Here is an 18,206-nt window from a genome sequence, read left to right on the forward strand (position 1 = left end):
GCCCGGGCCGTCCGGCAGGCGGCCCGCTCGCACGAGGACGGCCGCCCGGTGCCGGTCGCGGTCAACCTGGCCGCGCCCGGACCACCCACACCCTGGCCGGCATCGGCGTCGACCTCCTCCAGGGCTACCACTTCAGCCCACCGGTGCCCGCCGCCAAGCTCGAGGGCTCGCCGCCGGACGAGGTGGCCGGGGCCGCCTGACCAGCCTGCTCAGGCGCGGCCCGCGTTGGCAACGATGGCGTCGATGATCGTGGGCCACAAAGCCTGCGGCAGGTCGTGGCCCATGCCCGGGATGACCAGCAGCTCGGCGCCCGGGATGGCGGCCGCCGTGGCCCGGCCGCCGCTCACGTCGACCAGGGGGTCGGCCTCGCCGTGGATGACGACGGCCGGGACTTTGACCCCGGCCAGCGCGGTCGTGCGGTCGGGGGAGGCGAGGATCGCCGCGTACTGGCGTTGTGTGCCCTGCGGGCGGAAGCTGCGGTCGAACTTCGCGGCCGCCCGCTGCTGCAGCCACTCCTCCGAGGCCGGGTACGCCGGGGAGCCGATCACGCGGGACGAGGCGATCGCGCCGGCCAGGATCTCCTCGCGCGTGGTGGCGGGCGGGCGCATGAGCGCGGCCGCCGCCTCCGGGGTCGGCCGCCCCACCGTACGGTCGCCGGTCGTCGACATGATCGAGCAGAGCGAGGCCACCAGGTCGGGGTGGTCGATCGTCAGCTGCTGCGCCACCATGCCGCCCATCGACGCCCCGACGACGTGAGCCCGCGCGATGCCCAGCTCCTTGAGCAGGCCCGCGGCGTCGGCGGCCATGTCGCCGAGCAGATAGGGAACCGTGGTCAGGTCGCCCCGCATGATCGCGGCGGGGTCGGGCTGGCCCAGCTCGTCGAAGGCCGTCGACAGCCCGGCGTCCCGGTTGTCGAAGAGCACCAGGTGGAACCCGCGCGCGGCCAGTTGCGAGCAGAACTCGGCGGGCCAGTCGGTGAGGTGCGCCCCCAGCCCCATGATCAGCAGCAGCGCCGGGTCGTCCGGGCTCCCCACCGTCTCGTAGCGCACATCGATCCCGTTGGCCCGCACATCCGGCACTGTGGTCCCCTTCCCCGTTCGCTCGTGCCCAGCATGCCGCATCAAGGTGAACTCGGCATCGGCGGAACCACCGGGATCAGCGCTAGCTTATATAAGCACGACCTGATACCGTACGGCTCGTGCACGCGTTCGATGTACTCGGGGATCCCGTACGGCGAAGGATTCTGGAGCTGCTCGCCGAGGGGGAGCAGAGCTCCGGGGCCGTCACCGACGTGATCCGCGCCGAGTTCGGAATCTCGCAGCCGGCCGTGTCGCAGCATCTCAAGGTGTTGCGGGACAACGGTTTCGCCACCGTGCGCCCGCAGGGGGCCCGCCGCCTCTACGCGGTCGACGACACCGCGCTGCGCGAGGCGGACGCGTGGCTCGCACGGTTTCGGCGCTTCTGGGCTCCTCACCTGGCCGCCATGGCCACCGAGGTGGCTCGGGGCAAACGACAGCGACGACTCGCAGACGAGGGAAGAACCGATGATTGACGTCGACACTCAGATCAGCCAGGTCCGCCGCGAGCTGGGCAGCCGCACGCTCGAGGCGGGCGAGGCCCGCGTCTCCACGATCAGCCAGGTCTATCCGACCGGCATCGACGACCTGTGGGACGTGGTCACCAACCCCGAGCGCATCTCCCGCTGGTTCATGCCGGTCGAGGGCGAGCTCAAGGAGGGCGGCCACTATCAGCTCACCGGCAACGCGAGCGGCACGATCACCAAGTGCGACAAGCCTTCCGCGTACGCGGCCACGTGGGAATACGCCGACCAGGTGAGCTGGATCGAGGTGCGGCTGACCCCCGAGGGCGACGGCACCCGCTTCGAGCTCGAGCACGTGGCGCACGTGGCCGACGAGTGGTGGGACCAGTTCGGCCCCGGCGCGACCGGCGTGGGCTGGGACATGGGGCTGCTCGGCCTGGCCAATCACCTGACCGACCCGTCGGCGGTCCTCGATCCCGTGGTGATGGCGACCTGGCACGAGACGCCGGAGGGGCAGTCGTTCCTGCGCCAGTCGAGCGACCTGTGGGTGCGAGCGTCGATCGCCGCGGGCACCGACGAGCAGGCGGCCAAGGAGGCCGGCGAGCGCACGTACGCCTTCTACACCGGAACCGGCCCGGGCGCCGAGGGCTGACGCGTCACAGATAGTCGTCGACCGGCCCGGCGGTGAGCACCCCACTGCCGGCGCCGGCGATCTGGCTGCGCGCGGGTGCGAGCGCAACTCGCGCACGTTCGAGCATCAAACGGTCGTCCACATTGAGCGCGGCCCGCGCGGTGAGCGCCCACAACGCCTCGGACAGCAGATCGGCCGGCGGCTCCGGAACCGTGCGCAGGGCCTCCCGCGCCCCGGCCCGATCCCCGGCCGCCAGCAGCAGATGCGGGCGCGCCCACGGCTCGTACGGGCCGAAATGCTCTTCGCTCACGATCCCCAGGCAGAGCAAGGCCAGCGGCAGCAGACCGTCCTCGAGCCCCGGCATCCCCGCGCCGTCCAGCCTGGCCGCGGCCGCGCGATAGGCCGCCTCCGACGGGTCGCGCATCGCCCGATACCACCCGGTGAACACCGCCACCAGCGGGATCTCGTGCTTCTCGGCCAGCCCGTCGACCGCCCGCGCGTGCTCGTCGCTGCCGTCGAAGTCCCCGCTCCCGGCGCGCGCCTGCATCCGGATCAAATGCCCGAGCACCTCGTACGTCGTCAGGCCGTGCCGCCGCGCGATCCCGAGCAACTCGGCCCCGATCGCATCCCGTTCCGGTGCCAGCCCGCAGCGGTAGCAGCTCTGCATGAACTGTCCGTTCAGGGCAAAGGCGAGCAGTCCCGGATCGTCCAATGAGCGCGCGATCCTGATCGCTTGGTGCGCACATTCCCGCCCGTACGCACCCCCGACCGCGCCCCGCGACTCGAGCGCGACGGTCGTCAGCAGCCGAGCCTTCGCCGCCCCCTCCTGGCCCGGAAGTGCGCGTTTCGCCGCCGCCACGATGAGCGCAGCCTGCTCGGGATCGTCCGATCGCGTCCAGATCGCCGGCACGTCGTAGGCGCCGATCACCCGAGCCGTCAACGCGGGGTCGCCGAGCTCCTCGGCCGCGGCAACGGCAGCCACCCGATGCCGCCGCGCCGCCTCCAAGCCGCCGCCCCCGGTCACGGCCAGATCCCGCAGCAGCCCCACGGTCGAGTCGAGCCGCTTCCGAGCCCCCGCCGCGACGATCCGGTCGTAGTCGGCCGCCGCCGAGGCCCAGAGAGCTTCGGCCCCCGCTGCCGGTCGACCGGGTGCCGCGGCGTGCTCGCGAGTTGCCGGATCGGGCCGGGGTAAGTCCAGGTGACCGGCCCGGCGCAGGATGTCGGTCTCCAGCCGGGCCAGGGCCGGGCCGGGATCCAGGCCCAGCTGGCCGGTCAGCTTGTCGCGGGCGGTGCGCAGGACGGCGAGGGCGTCACCCTGGCGGTCGTCGCGATACAGGGCCAGGGCGAGCAGGCGCCACGCGTCCTCGCGCCACGGATGCTCGATCACGTGCGCGTCCAGGTCGGCGATCGCCTCGGCGGGCCGGCCCTGCGCGAGTCGCTCACCAGCGAGCAGTTCGACCGTACGGAGGCGCAGTTCGGTCAGCCGGGAGCGCTCGGCGTGCGCCCACGGCTCGGTCGCGAACTCGGCGTAGGCGGGACCGCGCCACAAACTGAGCGCTTCTTGCGCGTTGGTGCGCATCAACTGCTCGAACCGCCAGGAGTCGACGTCCGTCGCGCGCAACGCGTAGCCCGGCCCCTCGGTGACCAGCAGGGCCGGGGGAGTGCGCGGCGGGCGATCGGGTTCGAGCGCGCGGCGCAGGGCGGCGACGAACGTCCGTACGGCGGAGACCGCACCCTCGGGCGGCACCGGCCAGAGATCGTCGACCAGGTGCCCGACCGGGACGACCCGGCCCTTGGCGACGACCAGCCGGGCCAGCACCGCGCGGTGCCGGGGACCCTTGAGCGGAATCGGCCGTCCCTGCTCGTCCCAGGCCGTGACCGGGCCCAGCACCCCGAAACCGACAGTCACCGCGCAACGGTAACGCTCATCGGTTGCTCATTCGCGCACCCCATGCTCGGTGACATGGTTGAACAGCACAAAGTGCGCGTGGACGACGACGTCGAACTGTTCGTGACCGTGCGCGGCTCCGGCCGCCCGATCGTCCTGCTGCACGGTTTCCCCCAGACCCACCTGATGTGGCGGCACGTGGCCGCCGACCTGGCCGCCGACCACACCGTGATCTGCCCGGACCTGCGCGGCTACGGCGCCAGCGACAAGCCGGCCGGCGACTACTCCAAGCGCACGATGGCGCGCGACATCGTCCGGCTCGCCCAGGCGCTCGGTCACGAGCAGTTCGCGCTGGCCGGGCACGATCGGGGTGCGCTGGTCGCCATCCGGGCGGGCCTCGACCACCCGGCCCACGTCACCCATCTGGCCTCGCTCGACGTGCTGCCGACCCTGGACATGTGGAACGTCATGCACGGCGAGTCCGCGGCGGTCGGCTTCCACCTGTATCTGATGGCCCAGCCGCCAGGCCTGCCCGAGCGCATGATCGCCGCGTCGGCCGACGACTTCTTCGGCTACTTCCTCGACCTGTGGACCCGCGACCCGGCCGCCATCCCGCCCGACGTGCGCGCCCGGTATCTGGAGGCCTGCCGCAACGCCGTCCCGTCGATCGTGGCCGACTACCGGGCCTCGGCCGGCGTCGACCTCGACCACGACCGGGCGGACCGGGCCGCCGGCCGCACCCTGACGATGCCGGTGACCGTTCTCCAACAGGACTGGGGTTCTCAGCTGGGCTTCGACGCCGCGGCCCTGTGGCGGGCGTGGGCGCCCGACCTTCGGCACGTGCCGGTCACCTGCGGGCACTTCATGGCCGAGGAAGCCCCTGACCTGGTCGCCAAGGAGCTGCGGACGCTGCTGGCGCGCCCGGCTAACCGACAATAACGACAAATCGGATAGGGTGGCGGTCATGCGTCGCAGCTCCGCCTTCCTCACGGCCCTGGTCACCGCCACCCTCCCCGCCCTGCTCATGCCGATCGCGCCCGCCCAGGCCTCCCCGCCGCTGACCGATAGGCCCGCCCCGGCCTCCCTGCCGCTGCCCGCCCCGGCCGCCGGCGAGGTGACCGCCCGCAAAGCGCCCGGCGGCGACGTCGTACGAGGCAAGCCCGAGAACGCCGCCCCCGTCGACCTCGTCGGCCTCGACTTCCAGCTGATCAACGCGGCCAGCCGCTGGTGCCTGACCGCCGAGCTGACCGAGCTGCCCTGCGCGACCACCGACCCGTACCGCTGGCGTTTCCGCCCCGCCGACGCCACCGGCACGTTCGAGATCCTCAGCGTCCGAGCCAACCGCTGCCTGACGATGCCCGGTGCCACCACCACCCCCGGCGCCCGAGCCGGCCTGGCCCCGTGCGCCGCCGTCCCGTCCCGCCGCTGGCAACTGCGCGACGCCCCCGGCGACACCGCCAAGGTCGTCAACACCCGTACGGGAAAGTGCCTGCAGATCCAAAGTGGCGTGGCTGTCCAGGACTCCTGCGCCGGCAACCAAGGCACCCGCCGCTGGACCGTCCGCGTCGTCGGCCTGCCCTTCATCGGGACAACCCGCACCGGCAAGTAGCCGGCTGCGCTTGCAAGTGGCCGAGCCCACCTGCGCTCGCAAAGTGGCCGCGCGCCAGCGAAAGCCGCCCGCGCGTTCAAAATTCGCCCGCGCGTACAAGTGGCTCCCGCGCTCGCAAGTCGCTTCCCGGCCGCCTGTGGACAACTCCGCGGCTGTGGACAACCCCACCCGTCGGCTTGACAGCGGGGTAGCGTCAGCGCCGACTCCCCGTGGTGGGCGGGGGTTGGGGATGGCCGTACAGGCGGAGGGAAGATCAAGACCAACGGAGCGTGATCGTGTTGCGCCCGTCAGGGATTGTGGTGATGGGGATGGATTCCACCGTGGTGTGTTTGGTTGGATGCCCTCTCAGCCCCTGACGAGACGGGACGTCCATGCGCCGCGCTTTCACCGCCACGCTCGTTGTCGGCGTCCTGCTCCTCACGGTCGGGTTGGTGATCTCGCGGCCCGAGCGTCCCCGGGTCGCGATCGCCGCCGGGGCCGGGCCGAGCAAGCCGGCCACCCCCTTCGACCAGGCCCTGGCCGCCCTCGAGAAGCACGCCGAGGCCCTGGTCGCGGGGGACGAGCAGGGCTGGCTGGCGGCCGTCGACACGCCGCTGAAGACCCGCTACCGCAACATGTTCCGCTCGTTGCGGGCCCTCGAGGTGACCCGCTTCGACTACGAGACGGGCGTGGGGCAGCCGGTCAAGGGCAACCCCACGGCGGTCTCCTTCCGCACCGAGGTCAAATACTGCCTCGGCACCGACATGTGCCCCGGCAAGCCGGGCAGCGAGTGGCAGGGCCCGCCGCACATCGAGCAGCGCCTCATCATGCGTCAGGTCGCCGGGCGTTACGTGATCAGCACCGCCGCCCCGGGCCCGAGCGAGGATCCGCGCCGGCCCGCGCCGTGGGAGAACGGTGAGCTGGTCGCGTTGCGCGGCAGCCGGGTGACCCTGTTCGCCGCGCCCTCGCAGCGTGACTATCTCGAGCGGGTGCTGCCGCTGGCCGAGGCGGCGGCCCGGGTCGACGACCGTTACGCGGCCCTGATCGGCACGCAGCAGTCCCGCTACCGTATCTATCTGGCCGGCGAGGCCCAGTGGCGCTCCTGGTACGGCGGCGAGGAGAGCGACTGGGCGATCGGCCTCGCCATCCCGCTCAACATGTACGGCATCGACGTCATGCTGCGGATGAAGGAGCTGGACGACAACCCGGTCATGCTCCGGGTGGCCCTGCAGCACGAGCTCGGCCACGTCGTGACGCTGTCCGGCGCCTACCGGGCCGACGCCGCCGAGGACACGTGGCTGAGCGAGGGCATCGCCGAATACATCGGCTGGTGGCCGGTCGGCGGTGGCAAGACGCTGCGGCGCGGAAGCGTGCGGTGGGCCCTGGAAAAGAAGTCTCAAAAGAGCATGGTCCCGGCCCAGCCCGGCCCCGAAGCGGCCGCCAGAGCAGGTGACGCGTTCTACGGACTGAGTCACCTGGCCGTCGACTGCATGGCCGAGAAGTACGGCGATCAGAAGCTCTTCACGTTCGTGCGGCTCGTGCTGACCCAGGACAACGAGCTCGACCAGGCCGCCCGGGACGCGTACGGGGTCCCCTTCGCCACGGTCGACCGGGCGTGTGTGAAGTGGGTCCGGCAGCAGGTGCTATAGCTGAGGCATGCTGGTTGATTTCGCCGCCGATGTCGCGGCCACGCCGATCCAGGTCGAGTCGGCCGCGGTGACCGCCGAGCGGGACGGGTACGACGGTTTCGCCGCCGCCGAGACGAAGCACGACGTCTTCCCGGCGCTCGCCCTGGCGGCCCGGGCCACCGAGCGCATCACCCTGCAGTCGGCCATCGCGGTCGCCTTCTCGCGCAACCCGATGAATGTGTCCGTGCTCGCCAACGACCTGCAGCTGATCAGCGAGGGCCGCTTCCAGCTGGGCCTCGGTTCCCAGGTGCAGGCGCACATCGAGCGCCGGTTCGCGATGCCGTGGGGCAAGCCGGCCGCGCGCATGGAGGAGTTCGTGCGGGCGGTGCGGGCCATCTGGGCGGCGTGGGGCGGCGAGCGGCTGGCCTTTCGCGGCGAGTTCTACCGGCACACGTTGATGACCGATTTCTTCAACCCCGGCCCCAACCCGTACGGGAATCCGCCTGTGCTGGTGGCCGCGGTGGGCGAGCACATGACCAGGACCGCCGGGCGCGTCGCCGACGGGCTGCTCGTGCACCCGTTGACCAGCGCGGATTATCTCAGGCAGCGAACCCTGCCGGCGCTGCGCGAGGCCCGCGGCGGCAGCCTCGACGACTTCACGGTCTGCCTGTCGGCCATGGTCGTGCTGGGCGAGACCGAGGCCGAGCGATCCCGGGCCGAGCAGGCGGTCAAGGGCCAGATCGCCTTCTACGCCTCCACGCCCGCTTATCGAGCGGTGCTCGACATGCACGGCTGGGGCGAGCTGGCCGACCAGCTCAACAAGCTGTCCCGCAGGCAGGCCTGGGACGAGATGACCGCCCTGATCAGCGACGACGTGCTCGACACGTTCGCCGTCACCGGCGGGGCGGCGCTGCGCGAACGGTTCGCCGGGCTGGTCGGCCGCATCTCGCTCTACACGCCCTACGAGATCGACCCCGCGGTCAAGGCGAGCTCGTCGTCCAGCGTCGCGACCGAGCCCTGAGCCGCCGCCTCCTCCAGCGCGGGCGCGCCGCCGTAGAAGCTCCACCGCAGGAACGCCGCCGTGGTCCCGCTGACCGCGGCGAAATCGGCGTTCGTGGTCTGGTGGCCGCCCTCGGTGATCGACAGCATCGCCCGTGACCAGGGAACCGCCTCGTAGACCGTACGCGCCGCGGAGTACTTGACCGAGGTGTCCGCGCGGCCGTGCACGAGCAGCACGGCCGCGGCGGGGCCGGTGAACGGCGTACCCAGGAAGTCGGTTCCGGCGATCAGGATGCCGGCCGAGAGCCGCTCGTCGCGGTGGGCACTGAACAGGCCGGCCGTGGTGATGCCGCCGCCCGAGTGCCCGGCCGCGGCCAGCCGGGAGGTGTCGAGCTTGCCCCGCAGCGGCCCGCCGCCCGAGGTGTTGCGCTCGACGATGCGGGTGAGCACCTCCGACGCGTCCTCGGGCTGGTTGACCAGGTCGTACGCGTTGAAACTGGACGTGCCGAGCGAGGTGTGAGGGTAGCTCGGGGCCGCCACCACGAACCCGGCGAGGGCCCAGCTGACCAGCAGCGCCGCGTAGTCGTCGGGCTTGGAGTGCAGGCCGTGGCTGAAGAGCACGACGGGGTAGGGGCCGTGGCCGACCGGATACCAGACGCGGGTCGGCAGGGCCCGGCCGTCACGCGCGAACGAGAAGTCGTGCCGCCCGACGGTCCTGACCCCGCCGGGCGCCCGGCCGGTCCGGGGCACGTACGGGGTCACGGGCCGGGCCGGCAGCGTCGAGTTCTTGGTCGACGAGAGCACGGTCCGTTCGGCGGCCGAGGCCTGCCCCGCCTTCACCGCGAGTCCTCCGGCCGCGGCCGCCGACATGCTGAGCAACAGTGTTCGTCTACGCACTCGCCTCACGCTGCCGCGCGGGGCTGTGGTTTCACTGTGGCGCGGCTGTGACCTCGATCGAGTCGACCCGGTCGGGGTAGAACGCCACGTGGTCCTTGATCTGCGCCACGGCCTCGCGCGGATCCTCGTAGACCCAGAGGGCGTCGACGGACTTCTCGCCGCCGGCCGGGATCGAGTAGTAGCTGGCGTCACCCTTGTACGGGCAGTAGGTCGTGGTGGACGTGCGCTCGAGCAGCGACCGGTCGACGTCGCCGATCGGGATGTACGGCACCGGCGGATAGTTCGACTCCTGCAACGTCTGCGCGCTGTGGGTGTCCGCGACGACCTTGCCGCCCACCTTCACCACGATGTGGGCGGTGCTGGGCGTGATGGTGATGGGGTGGTCGGGACCGGGAACCAGCTCGGGACGGTCGGACATGACAACTCCTTGAGGTCTCTGCGGTCTGCTCTGAACTCAATCCGCTCTCACACACCACCATTCCCGCTGCGCGTGGCGCATACCGCGAGCGCGGCGTCAGCCTCGCCACGGTTTTCGGAACCTATATCCATCCCTACCTCAACCGAACGGCCCAAAGGACGCTGTTGCCGCATACCGCTCGAAACGACGTGATGGTCTGGGGGTGCACAAATCGGCTCGAGGAAGGGTGAACCATGAAAGCGGCAACGCGGATTCTGACACTCGCCGGACTGAGCCTGATGACGGGCGCGACGCTCGGGGCCGCTCCGGCCATGGCGTCGACATCCGCACCAGACTCGGCGGCCCGCACGGCCACGACCACGGCGGACCAGCCGCGGCGCGACCGTGACTGGACGGCCGGGTATTACGACAGCCGGCGCGAATGCGACTGGGCCGGCCGGATCGGCGAGCGCCGGGACCGGTGGGACGACTACGACTGCGACTTCGTTCGCTGGGGTCGTCACCGCGGGGACTGGGAGCTGAAGGTCTCGAAGTCGTGGGACTGGCGCGACCGGGATCACGACCGCAACCGCGGCGACGACCGTGACCGCGGCGGCGACGACGACTGATCCGTCACAGAATTGCCAGGCCACACCCGATCCGGGTGTGGCCTGACGCTATTTTCGACCCATGTCGACGAACCCCGCCGAGGCCGCGGCCCTCGCCCTCGGCCTGCAGCCCACGATCCTGACGCACGGCCCGGTCGGCAGCGTCGCCGAGGCCGCCGAGGCGCAGGGCGTCGAGATCCGCGACCTGGTCAAGACCCTGGTCGTCCGGCGCGCCGACGACGACTACGTGTTCGTGCTGGTGCCCGGCGACCGCTCGATCTCGTGGCCCAAGCTGCGCGCCCTGCTCGGCGTCAACCGGCTCTCGATGCCCGACGCGGCCACCGCCAAGCAGGCCACCGGCTACGAGCGCGGCACCATCACCCCGTTCGGTTCGGCCCGCGCCTGGCCCGTCATCGCCGATTCCCGTACGGCGGGACGGACGATCAACCTCGGCGCGGGCGCTCACGGCGTCGGGCTGCAGGTGCCCGCCGACGATGCCGTCAAGGCGCTCGGCGGAACCTTCGCGGACGTCACCGACGAGGTGGGGTAGTTTCGTCGCGTGACGAGTGAAAACGCGATCCAGCCCGACGTTCCCCCTTCCGGCACCGGCTGCGTCGAGTGCCTCGACAACGGCGGATGGTGGTTCCACCTGCGCCGCTGCGCCCAGTGCGGGCACATCGGCTGCTGCGACACCTCACCGGCGCAGCACGCGACAGCCCACTGGCGCGAGACCGGCCACCCCGTCATCCAGTCGTTCGAGCCCGGCGAGGACTGGTATTGGGACTTCACCACGCAGGAGGCGGGCAACGGCCCGCAGCTCGCCCCGGCGACCAGCCGCCCCGACGACCAGTCGGTGCCCGGCCCGGCCGAAAACGTGCCGGCCGACTGGCGTACGAAGCTCAACCGATAATCGTTTCGCACGGGCGCGGGATCCTCGCTAGCTTGCTCCGATGAGGATCCTGCACCTGTCGGACACCCATCTCACCGCCGCGCCCGGCCCCAACGCCGACGGCATCGACTCGCGCGAGTCGCTGCGCCGCATGCTGGCCGGCTGCGAGCGGCTCACCCGGCTGAGCGCGGTCCTGGTCACCGGCGACGTGGCCGACGACGGCAGCCCCGAGGCGTACGAGGATGTGCGGGCCCTGGTCGGCGGGTTCGCTGCGGCGCGGGGCATTCCGGCGCTCTACACCACGGGCAACCACGACGAGCGCAAGGCCTTCGCGTCGGTGCTCGGCGACGACCTGGTCGCGGCGACCGAGATCGACGGGTTCCGCCTGATCACGCTGGACACGCTGGTGCCGGGCAAGGCGTACGGGTGGCTCGGCGACGACCAGCTCGCGTGGCTGCGCGACACCCTGTCGACGCCCGCCCCCCACGGCACGGTGCTGGCCTTCCACCACCCGCCGATCGGCCTGCCCGGCGTCGAGGTGCAGCACAAGCTGGGCCTGCTCAACCCGGAGGCGCTGGCCGAGGCGATCCGCGGCCGCGACGTCCGGCTGATCCTCACCGGCCACTTCCACCTGCAGCTGTTCGGCCTGCTCGAGTCGGTGCCGGTGTGGGTGACCCCCGGCGTGATCACGCGCATCGACCTCACCGGCCTTCCGGGCACAGAGCGAGCCGTACGCGGGGCGTCCGCGACCCTGGTCGACCTGAGCACCCCGCACTCGCCGTTGCTGCACGTCCTGCACGCCCGTGACCCGCACGCCGGCGAGACGGCCCATGAGCTCAGTGCCGAGGCCCTGTCGGCCGTGCTCGACGAGCTAGGGGCAGGCTAGCTCGTAGACGATCTCGAGGCCGTCCTCCTCGTCCCACTGCTCGCCGACCTGCTCGAAACCGTAGGGCAGGGCGAGATTTCGCGACGCGAGGTTGTCGGGGCTGATGCTGACGCGGATCCGGCGTACGGAAGGGTCGGCCTTGGCCCGGGCGAGCAGCGACTCCAGGGCCGCCCGCGCGTAGCCCTGCCGGCGGAACTCGGGGTCGATGGCGTAGCCGATCTCGACCATGCCCTCGGCGTCGGGCGGGGCGTGAAAACCGGCACGACCAACAGCCTTCCCCCGTACGGGGTCCCAGACGATCCCGGTCGTCCAGGCCTCGCTGCCGGGGTCGTTCCGCGCCTGCTCGAGCCGCATCCGCCAGACGCCGCTGTTCTCGGGGGCGGCCAGCCACTCGGACACCGCGACGGGACCGGCCTTCCCGGCGGCGGCCACGTCGCCGTCGGCCAGCGCGCGAAAAGCCTCGGCGCTGAGGTGCACGATACGAGTCACAGCGGCTCAGGCTAGTCCCAGGTAACGGATGGTAGAACCGATTTATGCGCATCGTCTTCGTGGCCTCGCCGTTGCAGGGGCATCTGCTGCCGCTGGTCCCGCTCGCCGCCGCCTGCCGCGATGCCGGGCACGACGTGATCCTGGCCGCCGGGGGCTTCCCGCCCGACGTGCTGGGCCTGCGCACCGAGGACATCGGCGGCGGGTTCAGCCTGCCGCGCAGCGCGATCCGCGTGGCGCTGCGCCACCCCGGGCTGGCCCGCGCCGAGATGCGGGGCCGCGCCGGGCACGGCTTCGTCGGCGAGCTGTTCGGCCGGGCCAACCTGGCGCTGCTCGGCCCGTTGCAGGCGCTGGCCGAGCGGGAACGGCCCGACCTGATCGTCTTCGAGTCGCTGGGCGAGGCGGGCGCGGTGGTGGCCAGTCGTCTCGGCATTCCGTCGGTGCTGCAGGAGAACACGCTGTGGCCGGCCGGCGAGCTCTATCGCGCGGTCACCGGCAGCTCCGCCCTGTCCGGAATGGACATCGCGGCGCCCGTGCTGACCCTGGCCGTCACGCCGCCGAGCCTGCGTGCCCCCGCCGCGGGTGCGCAGCTGTTGCGCCCGGTGCCGTTCTCGGGCGGCGGCGAGATCCCGCCCTGGCTGCTCGCTCCCGGCGACAAGCCCCGCGTGCTGGTCAGCCGCAGCACCCTCGACGGGCCCAACGACGGCAACCCGGGCCCGGCCGTCATCGCCGCCGCGGCTCAGGTCGACGCCGAGTTCGTGCTCGTGCGCCCGGCCAAGCACGGTCCGCTGCCGGCCAATGTGCGCGAGGCCGGGCGGGTTCCGCTCAACGAACTGCTCCCGTACGCGGCGGGCTTCGTGCACCACTCCGGGGCGGGCAGCGTGCTCGGCGGTCTGGCGGCCGGCGTGCCGCAGCTGACCACCCCGGGCGCGGGCGACCGGCGGTTCAACGCCGAGCTGCTGGCCCAGCGGGGCGCCGGTCTGGCCGTGGCGGCCGGCGCCATCACCGCGGCCGACCTGAACCGGCTGGTCACCGACGAGGGGCTGCGGGTGGCGGCTCGGCAGGTCGCCGACGAGATCGCCGGCATGCCGTCACCGGACTCCGTCGTCGGATCGCTCGAGAAGCTGGCCGGTTGACGGCTTCGTGTGCAGCACGGCCCGGCCCTGCTCGGCGGCGCGCAGGATGTTCTCGCTGACGAAGTCGAGGAACCGGGCGATCTTCTCCAGCCGCTCGGCGGCGGGGGTGCCGGGGCCGAGCACAGCGACACCCTGCCGGGCGGTGGCGATGAGCTGGTCGTTGGCGCGGGCGCTGGCGATCGTGGCCTGATAGAACAGCTCGTCGTCGACGATGTAACGGTCGCGGCGGCGCTCGTCACGCTCGCGCCGCACGAGGCTCTGGCTCTCGAGGAACGCGATCGCCTTGGAGATGGAGGCCGGGCTGACCTGCAGGCGCCGGGCCAGCTCGGAGGCGGTGAGGCTGCCCTCGTCGACGGTGAACAGGCAGGTCAGCACGCGGGCCGTCATCTTGGGCAGGCCCGAGCCGATCAGCACGCCGGTCAGCGTCTCCTCGTATTCGGCTCGCTCCCGCCTTTGCGGCGGCTGCTGCCCTTTCTGGACGGGCCGGCTTCGGTGAGCGCGCCGTTCGGTGGCGTGGTGGGCGAGGTCGGCGCGGTAGGCGGTGGGGCCGCCGTTGCGCATCACCTCGCGGGTGACCGTCGAGGTGGGACGGTCGAGCCGCCGCGCGATCTCGGCGTAGGGCAGGTCGTCGGTCAGGCCCAGCGCGATCTGGTGGCGTTCCTGCTGGGTGAGTCGGCCTCCCGGCATGCTCAGCCCCCTTTCGTTCGGCCCTCACCCTATCGTTCAGCATCGGCCATTGCAATGCAATGTTGCGTTAAATTCCGAACCGTTGCAATGAAATAACGGCTCTGAGCTGGCACTAGGGGTAGCCGTTGCAACTTCAGTGTTGCTCTAACCTGGAAAGCAACGTAGCGTTTGTCGCATCGGAAACGACGAGTCCTAGGAGAGAACGATGAACCAGTTCGCCACCCCCGCCCCGATCGCCGCCGTGCTGACCGTCCCCGCCGGCCGCGTCCAGTTCATCGCCGCCGAGCGCGCCGACACGGTCGTCGAGGTCCGGCCGGTCCAGCCCGGCAGCGACCGCGACGAGCGCAGCGCGGCCGAGACCACGGTCGCCTTCGCCGACGGCGTCCTGCGGATCGAGGCCCCGTCGGACGACAAGGCGGGCTCGGTCGAGGTCACCGTCCAGCTGCCGGCCGGCTCGCGGGTCGAGGGCCACAGCGCCGCCGCCGAGCTGCGCGGTGTCGGCCGGTTGGGCGAGGTCGCCTTCGAGGGGGCGTACCGGAACATCAAGCTGGACGAGGCCGCGAGCCTGCGCCTGACCGCGGTCGACGGCGACGTCTCGGTGGGCCGGCTCACCGGTCCTGCCGAGATCAGCACCGCCCGCGGCGCCATCCGGATCGACGAGGCCACCCGCGGCACCGTCATCCTGACCACCCAGGACGGCGACATCACCGTCGGCGCCAAGGCCGGCACGCTGGACGCCGGCACCTCCTTCGGCCGGGTCAGCAACTCGCTCAAGAACGACGGCACCGCCGAGCTCACCATCCGCGCCACCACCGCCCGTGGTGACATCACCGCTCGGGGCCTCTGATGACCGGCTCACCGTGGACCGGCCTCGTGCCGGTGGACGACACCGCCCTGGCCGTCACCGACACCGGCGGCGACGGAGTCCCGGTGCTCTACCTCAACGGACAGTTCGCCACTCAGGGCTACTGGCGGCGGGTGCTCGCCGATCTCGGACCCGCGTGGCGGCACATCACCTTCGACGAGCGGGCCCGTGGCCGCAAATCCCGTCGCTCGGCGGATTACTCGTTCGAGGCCGCCGTACGGGATGTGGACGCGGTCCTCGCGGCCCGGGGCGTGCAGCGGGCCGTGCTGGTGGGCTGGTCCTACGGCGCGGTCGTGGCCGCGCACTGGGCCGAGCGCCACCCGGAGCGTACGGTGGGCGCGGTTCTGGTCGACGGCGCCTTCCCGTACGACTGGCTCGACGAGGCCATGGAACAGCGGATCCGGACGCTGTTCCGCCGGCTCACCGTGCTCGCGCCGGTGCTGCGTACGGTCGGGATGATGCCCCGGATGACCGCCGCGCAGCAGGCCGAGAGCAACATCGAGCTCGGCCGGCTGTCCCGGCCGGAGGCGCTCGGGCCGGTGCTCGACTCGCTCACGGTCCCGACGCGCTATGTGGTGGCATCGGGAAAGTCGTTCGGCAGCAAGGGCGGCGAGCAGGAGCGGATCCGGGCCGGGCTGGAGTCGGCGGTCGCCCGCAACCCGCACCTGGCCATCAGTGCCAAGGTGAACAGCAATCACGGGGCGATCCTGCGCAAGGACTTCGGGGCGGTTTCCTCGGCCGTACGGGAAGTGGCCGCGCTGGACCGTGACTCATCGCCGCCGGGTTCGCTGGATCAGGACCACACACGCTAGGACGACCACGGCGGCCACCAGTGCGGCCGGGGTGACGGTCTCGCCCAGCAGGAGGGCCGACCAGAGCAGGGTGAGCACGGGCTGGGTCAGCTGAATCTGGCCCACCCGCGCGATCCCGCCCCGGGCCAGACCGGCGTACCAGGCGAAGAACCCGAGGAACATCGAGACCGCGGTCAGGTAGGCGAACGCCAACCAGGCCGCGGTTCCGGCGTGCGGGGGTTCGACGGCGATCGAGACCACGGTGATCGACGCGGTCGCGGGCAGCGAGAGCAGCAGCGCCCAGCAGATCGTGCGGGCGCCGCCGAGCTCGCGGGCGAGGGCGCCACCCTCCGCGTACCCGAGTCCGCACAGGACGACGGCCGCCGGCAGGAACAGATCGGAGGCGGCGACCGCCCCGCCGGCCGAGCCGGTCACGATCAGGAACGTCAGGACGGCGACCAGGCCGGCCAGGCTGGCCAGCCAGAACAGCGGGGGAGGGCGTTCCCCGGCCCGCAGCACGGCGAAGATCGCCGTCAGGGCCGGCAGCAAGGTCACCACCACGGCGCCGTGGGCCGACGTCTGGGTGGTCAGGGCCAGCGAGGTGAACAGCGGAAACCCGACCACCACCCCGAGGGCGACGACCGCGAGCCGCCGCCACTGCGCGCCGGACGGCCGGGGCGCGCGAGTGATGCTCAGATAGGCGGCGGCCAGGATCGCCGCCCCGACGGCCCGCCCGAACGCCACGAACCACGCGTCGAGCTCACCCACGGCGACCCGGGTGGCCGGCAGCGACATGCTGAACGCGAGAACACCGAGCGCCCCCAGAACCAGCCCGCCGGCTGTTACCGTCTCGGTGTCGGTAGCGCTACTCTTCACTCTCATGGGAGACGGTAACGCAACCGATCGCGTTATCCAAGATCTGCGGGGCCGGGCCGGTTCGGCCCCGGGTGGGACGCGCCTTCCCTCGGTGCGGGAATTGACCGCCCGGCACCACGCCTCGCCGGTGACGGTGGCCGCCGCGATCCGCGCGCTGGTTCGTGAGGGCTTGGTCGAGGCCCGTCCCGGTCAGGGAACATTCGTCCGGGACCGCGAGGCCGAGGCGCGCCGCCAGGCCGGGCCCGACTTGGCGTGGCAGACCGTCGCGCTCGGTGCGCGGCGCCCCGGCGAGGAGGAGCTCCAGGCGTTACTCGCGATACCGCCCACCGGGGCGATCGCGTTGTCCGGTGGCTACCTCGACCCCGACCTGCAGCCGGCGGCCGCCCTCGGCGCGGCGCTGGCCCGGGCCGCCCGCCAGCCCGCCGCCTGGCAGCGCGGACCCGCCGAGGGCCGGGCCGACCTGCGCGCCTGGTTCGCCCGCGACCTCGGGCTGCGGGCCGACGACATGGTGATCAGCCCCGGCGGCCAGGCGGCGATCTCGTCGACGCTGCGCGCGCTGGCCGGCCCCGGCGACACCCTGCTCGTCGAGTCGCCGACCTACCTCGGCGCCCTGGCGGCGGCCCGTGCCGCGGGGCTCACCGTGATCCCCGTGCCGGCCGACGCCGGCGGCGTGCTGCCCGGCCAGCTGCGCGCGGCGTTCACCCGCACCGGCGCCCGGCTCTTCTACAGCCAGCCCCTGTACGCCAACCCGACCGGCGCCACGCTCGCCCCGCACCGCCGCAGCGAGGTGCTCGACGCCGTACGGGAAGCAGGTTCTTTTCTGATCGAGGACGACTACGCACGCGACCTGGCCATCGACGGCACCCCGCCACGGCCGCTCGCAGCCGACGACCCGGACGGTCATGTCGTCTATCTGCGCTCCCTCACCAAGTCGGCCGCCCCGGGCCTGCGCATCGCCGCCGTCGGCGCCCGCGGTCAGGCCGGCGCCCGCCTGCGCGCGGCCCGCATCCTCGACGACCTGTTCGTGGCCGGACCGTTGCAACAGGCCGCGCTCGAACTGGTGACCTCCCCGGCGTGGGACCGCCATCTCCGCTCGCTCAAGAAGGAACTACGCGCCCGCCGCGATGCGCTCATGACCGCCCTGCGCCGCCATCTGCCGCTCGACGCGGTCGAGGTTCCCCACGGCGGCCTGCACTTGTGGGTGCGTCTCGGCCCGGACGTCGACGACGTGGCCCTGGCGGCCGCCGCGGCCACCGAGGGCGTGATCGTCTTTCCTGGGCGGCCCTGGTTCGCCGCGGAGCCCCCGGATTCCTTTCTCCGCCTCACCTACGCGGCGTCCCCGCCCGAGCTGATGGACGAGGCCGTCGTGCGCTTGAAGCGCGCACTCGACCAGGCTTCCCGCCATCCGCGGTGA

21 protein-coding genes are annotated in these 18,206 nt (G+C 72.2%); 14 read left to right on the top strand and 7 right to left on the bottom strand.

Annotated elements, in window-relative coordinates; translation table 11 throughout:
- Positions 1–209: 209 nt before the first annotated feature.
- Positions 210–1,079 (bottom strand): alpha/beta fold hydrolase, encoded by an 870-nt coding sequence (locus JKJ07_RS25370; protein ID WP_202994264.1) that lies wholly within the window; start codon positions 1,077–1,079, stop codon positions 210–212.
- 119 nt (positions 1,080–1,198) lie between these two features.
- Here JKJ07_RS25370 and JKJ07_RS25375 point away from each other — a divergent pair, with 119 nt between their 5' ends.
- Positions 1,199–1,552, top strand: coding sequence for an ArsR/SmtB family transcription factor (locus tag JKJ07_RS25375; protein ID WP_202994265.1), 354 nt, complete (start codon positions 1,199–1,201; stop codon positions 1,550–1,552).
- On the top strand, positions 1,545–2,192 hold the full coding sequence (locus JKJ07_RS25380; RefSeq protein WP_202994266.1) for an SRPBCC family protein: 648 nt from the start codon (positions 1,545–1,547) through the stop codon (positions 2,190–2,192). The genes JKJ07_RS25375 and JKJ07_RS25380 overlap by 8 nt, the downstream gene beginning before the upstream one ends.
- A 4-nt stretch (positions 2,193–2,196) precedes the next feature.
- Here the strand turns inward: JKJ07_RS25380 and JKJ07_RS25385 are convergent, their stop codons facing one another.
- On the bottom strand, positions 2,197–4,080 hold the full coding sequence (locus JKJ07_RS25385; protein WP_202994267.1) for an AfsR/SARP family transcriptional regulator: 1,884 nt from the start codon (positions 4,078–4,080) through the stop codon (positions 2,197–2,199).
- 54 nt (positions 4,081–4,134) lie between these two features.
- Between JKJ07_RS25385 and JKJ07_RS25390 the strand changes: the two genes are divergently transcribed.
- From JKJ07_RS25390 to JKJ07_RS25405, 4 genes are all read left to right on the top strand, one after another.
- Positions 4,135–4,998 carry an alpha/beta fold hydrolase gene (locus JKJ07_RS25390; RefSeq protein ID WP_236029861.1) on the top strand — a complete coding sequence of 288 codons (864 nt, stop codon included), beginning with the start codon at positions 4,135–4,137 and terminating at the stop codon, positions 4,996–4,998.
- Between the two features lie 25 nt (positions 4,999–5,023).
- Complete coding sequence (locus JKJ07_RS25395) at positions 5,024–5,668, top strand: RICIN domain-containing protein (RefSeq protein WP_202994269.1); 645 nt, start codon at positions 5,024–5,026, stop codon at positions 5,666–5,668.
- 371 nt (positions 5,669–6,039) lie between these two features.
- The gene (locus JKJ07_RS25400) at positions 6,040–7,296 is read left to right on the top strand and encodes a hypothetical protein (RefSeq protein ID WP_202994270.1); all 1,257 of its coding nucleotides are present in this window, start codon (positions 6,040–6,042) and stop codon (positions 7,294–7,296) included.
- Positions 7,297–7,303: 7 nt separating this feature from the next.
- A complete protein-coding gene (locus JKJ07_RS25405) occupies positions 7,304–8,296 on the top strand; it encodes a TIGR03617 family F420-dependent LLM class oxidoreductase (RefSeq protein WP_202994271.1) in 993 nt (330 codons plus the stop codon).
- Here the strand turns inward: JKJ07_RS25405 and JKJ07_RS25410 are convergent.
- Both JKJ07_RS25410 and JKJ07_RS25415 read right to left on the bottom strand, forming a co-directional pair.
- A complete protein-coding gene (locus JKJ07_RS25410; protein WP_202994272.1) occupies positions 8,236–9,171 on the bottom strand; it encodes an alpha/beta hydrolase family protein in 936 nt (311 codons plus the stop codon). The genes JKJ07_RS25405 and JKJ07_RS25410 overlap by 61 nt on opposite strands.
- Positions 9,172–9,202: 31 nt before the next feature.
- Positions 9,203–9,589, bottom strand: a complete 387-nt coding sequence (locus JKJ07_RS25415) for a DUF427 domain-containing protein (RefSeq protein ID WP_202994273.1) — start codon at positions 9,587–9,589, stop codon at positions 9,203–9,205.
- 233 nt (positions 9,590–9,822) lie between these two features.
- Here JKJ07_RS25415 and JKJ07_RS25420 point away from each other — a divergent pair, with 233 nt between their 5' ends.
- From JKJ07_RS25420 to JKJ07_RS25435, 4 genes are all read left to right on the top strand, one after another.
- Positions 9,823–10,197: a hypothetical protein gene (locus JKJ07_RS25420; RefSeq protein ID WP_202994274.1), complete on the top strand. Its 375-nt coding sequence runs from the start codon at positions 9,823–9,825 to the stop codon at positions 10,195–10,197.
- A 61-nt stretch (positions 10,198–10,258) separates the two neighbouring features.
- The gene (locus JKJ07_RS25425) at positions 10,259–10,726 is read left to right on the top strand and encodes an aminoacyl-tRNA deacylase (RefSeq protein WP_202994275.1); all 468 of its coding nucleotides are present in this window, start codon (positions 10,259–10,261) and stop codon (positions 10,724–10,726) included.
- 9 nt (positions 10,727–10,735) lie between these two features.
- Positions 10,736–11,086, top strand: a complete 351-nt coding sequence (locus JKJ07_RS51850; protein WP_202994276.1) for a UBP-type zinc finger domain-containing protein — start codon at positions 10,736–10,738, stop codon at positions 11,084–11,086.
- A 40-nt stretch (positions 11,087–11,126) separates the two neighbouring features.
- The gene (locus JKJ07_RS25435) at positions 11,127–11,951 is read left to right on the top strand and encodes a metallophosphoesterase family protein (RefSeq protein ID WP_202994277.1); all 825 of its coding nucleotides are present in this window, start codon (positions 11,127–11,129) and stop codon (positions 11,949–11,951) included.
- Here the strand turns inward: JKJ07_RS25435 and JKJ07_RS25440 are convergent.
- On the bottom strand, positions 11,937–12,440 hold the full coding sequence (locus tag JKJ07_RS25440) for a GNAT family N-acetyltransferase (protein WP_307834403.1): 504 nt from the start codon (positions 12,438–12,440) through the stop codon (positions 11,937–11,939). The genes JKJ07_RS25435 and JKJ07_RS25440 overlap by 15 nt on opposite strands.
- Before the next feature lie 44 nt (positions 12,441–12,484).
- Between JKJ07_RS25440 and JKJ07_RS25445 the strand changes: the two genes are divergently transcribed.
- Positions 12,485–13,573, top strand: a complete 1,089-nt coding sequence (locus JKJ07_RS25445) for a glycosyltransferase (RefSeq protein ID WP_202994278.1) — start codon at positions 12,485–12,487, stop codon at positions 13,571–13,573.
- On the opposite strand, the gene JKJ07_RS25450 is transcribed toward JKJ07_RS25445, so the two are convergent.
- Positions 13,529–14,260 (bottom strand): helix-turn-helix domain-containing protein, encoded by a 732-nt coding sequence (locus tag JKJ07_RS25450; protein ID WP_202994279.1) that lies wholly within the window; start codon positions 14,258–14,260, stop codon positions 13,529–13,531. The genes JKJ07_RS25445 and JKJ07_RS25450 overlap by 45 nt on opposite strands.
- Positions 14,261–14,465: 205 nt before the next feature.
- On the opposite strand from JKJ07_RS25450, the gene JKJ07_RS25455 reads away from it, so the two are divergent.
- Together JKJ07_RS25455 and JKJ07_RS25460 are read left to right on the top strand one after the other, a co-directional pair.
- The gene (locus tag JKJ07_RS25455; RefSeq protein WP_202994280.1) at positions 14,466–15,107 is read left to right on the top strand and encodes a DUF4097 family beta strand repeat-containing protein; all 642 of its coding nucleotides are present in this window, start codon (positions 14,466–14,468) and stop codon (positions 15,105–15,107) included.
- On the top strand, positions 15,107–15,937 hold the full coding sequence (locus JKJ07_RS25460) for an alpha/beta fold hydrolase (protein ID WP_202994281.1): 831 nt from the start codon (positions 15,107–15,109) through the stop codon (positions 15,935–15,937). Before JKJ07_RS25455 ends, JKJ07_RS25460 begins: the two co-directional genes overlap by 1 nt.
- Here the strand turns inward: JKJ07_RS25460 and JKJ07_RS25465 are convergent.
- Positions 15,896–16,798 (bottom strand): DMT family transporter, encoded by a 903-nt coding sequence (locus JKJ07_RS25465; protein ID WP_202994282.1) that lies wholly within the window; start codon positions 16,796–16,798, stop codon positions 15,896–15,898. The two genes, JKJ07_RS25460 and JKJ07_RS25465, sit on opposite strands and share 42 nt — an antisense overlap.
- Here JKJ07_RS25465 and JKJ07_RS25470 point away from each other — a divergent pair.
- On the top strand, positions 16,797–18,206 hold the full coding sequence (locus JKJ07_RS25470) for an aminotransferase-like domain-containing protein (protein WP_202994283.1): 1,410 nt from the start codon (positions 16,797–16,799) through the stop codon (positions 18,204–18,206). The genes JKJ07_RS25465 and JKJ07_RS25470 overlap by 2 nt on opposite strands.

This window comes from Paractinoplanes lichenicola, from assembly GCF_016785085.1.
In the GTDB taxonomy this organism is placed as follows: Bacteria; Actinomycetota; Actinomycetes; order Mycobacteriales; family Micromonosporaceae; genus Actinoplanes; species Actinoplanes lichenicola.

Coding starts and splice junctions, on each gene's coding strand:
- JKJ07_RS25460 (WP_202994281.1), top strand. CDS start 15,107: ATGACCGGCTCACCGTGGACCGGCCTCGTGCCGGTGGACGACACCGCC.
- JKJ07_RS25390 (WP_236029861.1), top strand. CDS start 4,135: ATGGTTGAACAGCACAAAGTGCGCGTGGACGACGACGTCGAACTGTTC.
- JKJ07_RS25415 (WP_202994273.1), bottom strand. CDS start 9,589: ATGTCCGACCGTCCCGAGCTGGTTCCCGGTCCCGACCACCCCATCACC.
- JKJ07_RS25420 (WP_202994274.1), top strand. CDS start 9,823: ATGAAAGCGGCAACGCGGATTCTGACACTCGCCGGACTGAGCCTGATG.
- JKJ07_RS25400 (WP_202994270.1), top strand. CDS start 6,040: ATGCGCCGCGCTTTCACCGCCACGCTCGTTGTCGGCGTCCTGCTCCTC.
- JKJ07_RS25395 (WP_202994269.1), top strand. CDS start 5,024: ATGCGTCGCAGCTCCGCCTTCCTCACGGCCCTGGTCACCGCCACCCTC.
- JKJ07_RS25470 (WP_202994283.1), top strand. CDS start 16,797: ATGGGAGACGGTAACGCAACCGATCGCGTTATCCAAGATCTGCGGGGC.
- JKJ07_RS25435 (WP_202994277.1), top strand. CDS start 11,127: ATGAGGATCCTGCACCTGTCGGACACCCATCTCACCGCCGCGCCCGGC.
- JKJ07_RS25455 (WP_202994280.1), top strand. CDS start 14,466: ATGAACCAGTTCGCCACCCCCGCCCCGATCGCCGCCGTGCTGACCGTC.
- JKJ07_RS25405 (WP_202994271.1), top strand. CDS start 7,304: ATGCTGGTTGATTTCGCCGCCGATGTCGCGGCCACGCCGATCCAGGTC.
- JKJ07_RS25425 (WP_202994275.1), top strand. CDS start 10,259: ATGTCGACGAACCCCGCCGAGGCCGCGGCCCTCGCCCTCGGCCTGCAG.
- JKJ07_RS25445 (WP_202994278.1), top strand. CDS start 12,485: ATGCGCATCGTCTTCGTGGCCTCGCCGTTGCAGGGGCATCTGCTGCCG.
- JKJ07_RS25450 (WP_202994279.1), bottom strand. CDS start 14,260: ATGCCGGGAGGCCGACTCACCCAGCAGGAACGCCACCAGATCGCGCTG.
- JKJ07_RS25465 (WP_202994282.1), bottom strand. CDS start 16,798: ATGAGAGTGAAGAGTAGCGCTACCGACACCGAGACGGTAACAGCCGGC.
- JKJ07_RS25380 (WP_202994266.1), top strand. CDS start 1,545: ATGATTGACGTCGACACTCAGATCAGCCAGGTCCGCCGCGAGCTGGGC.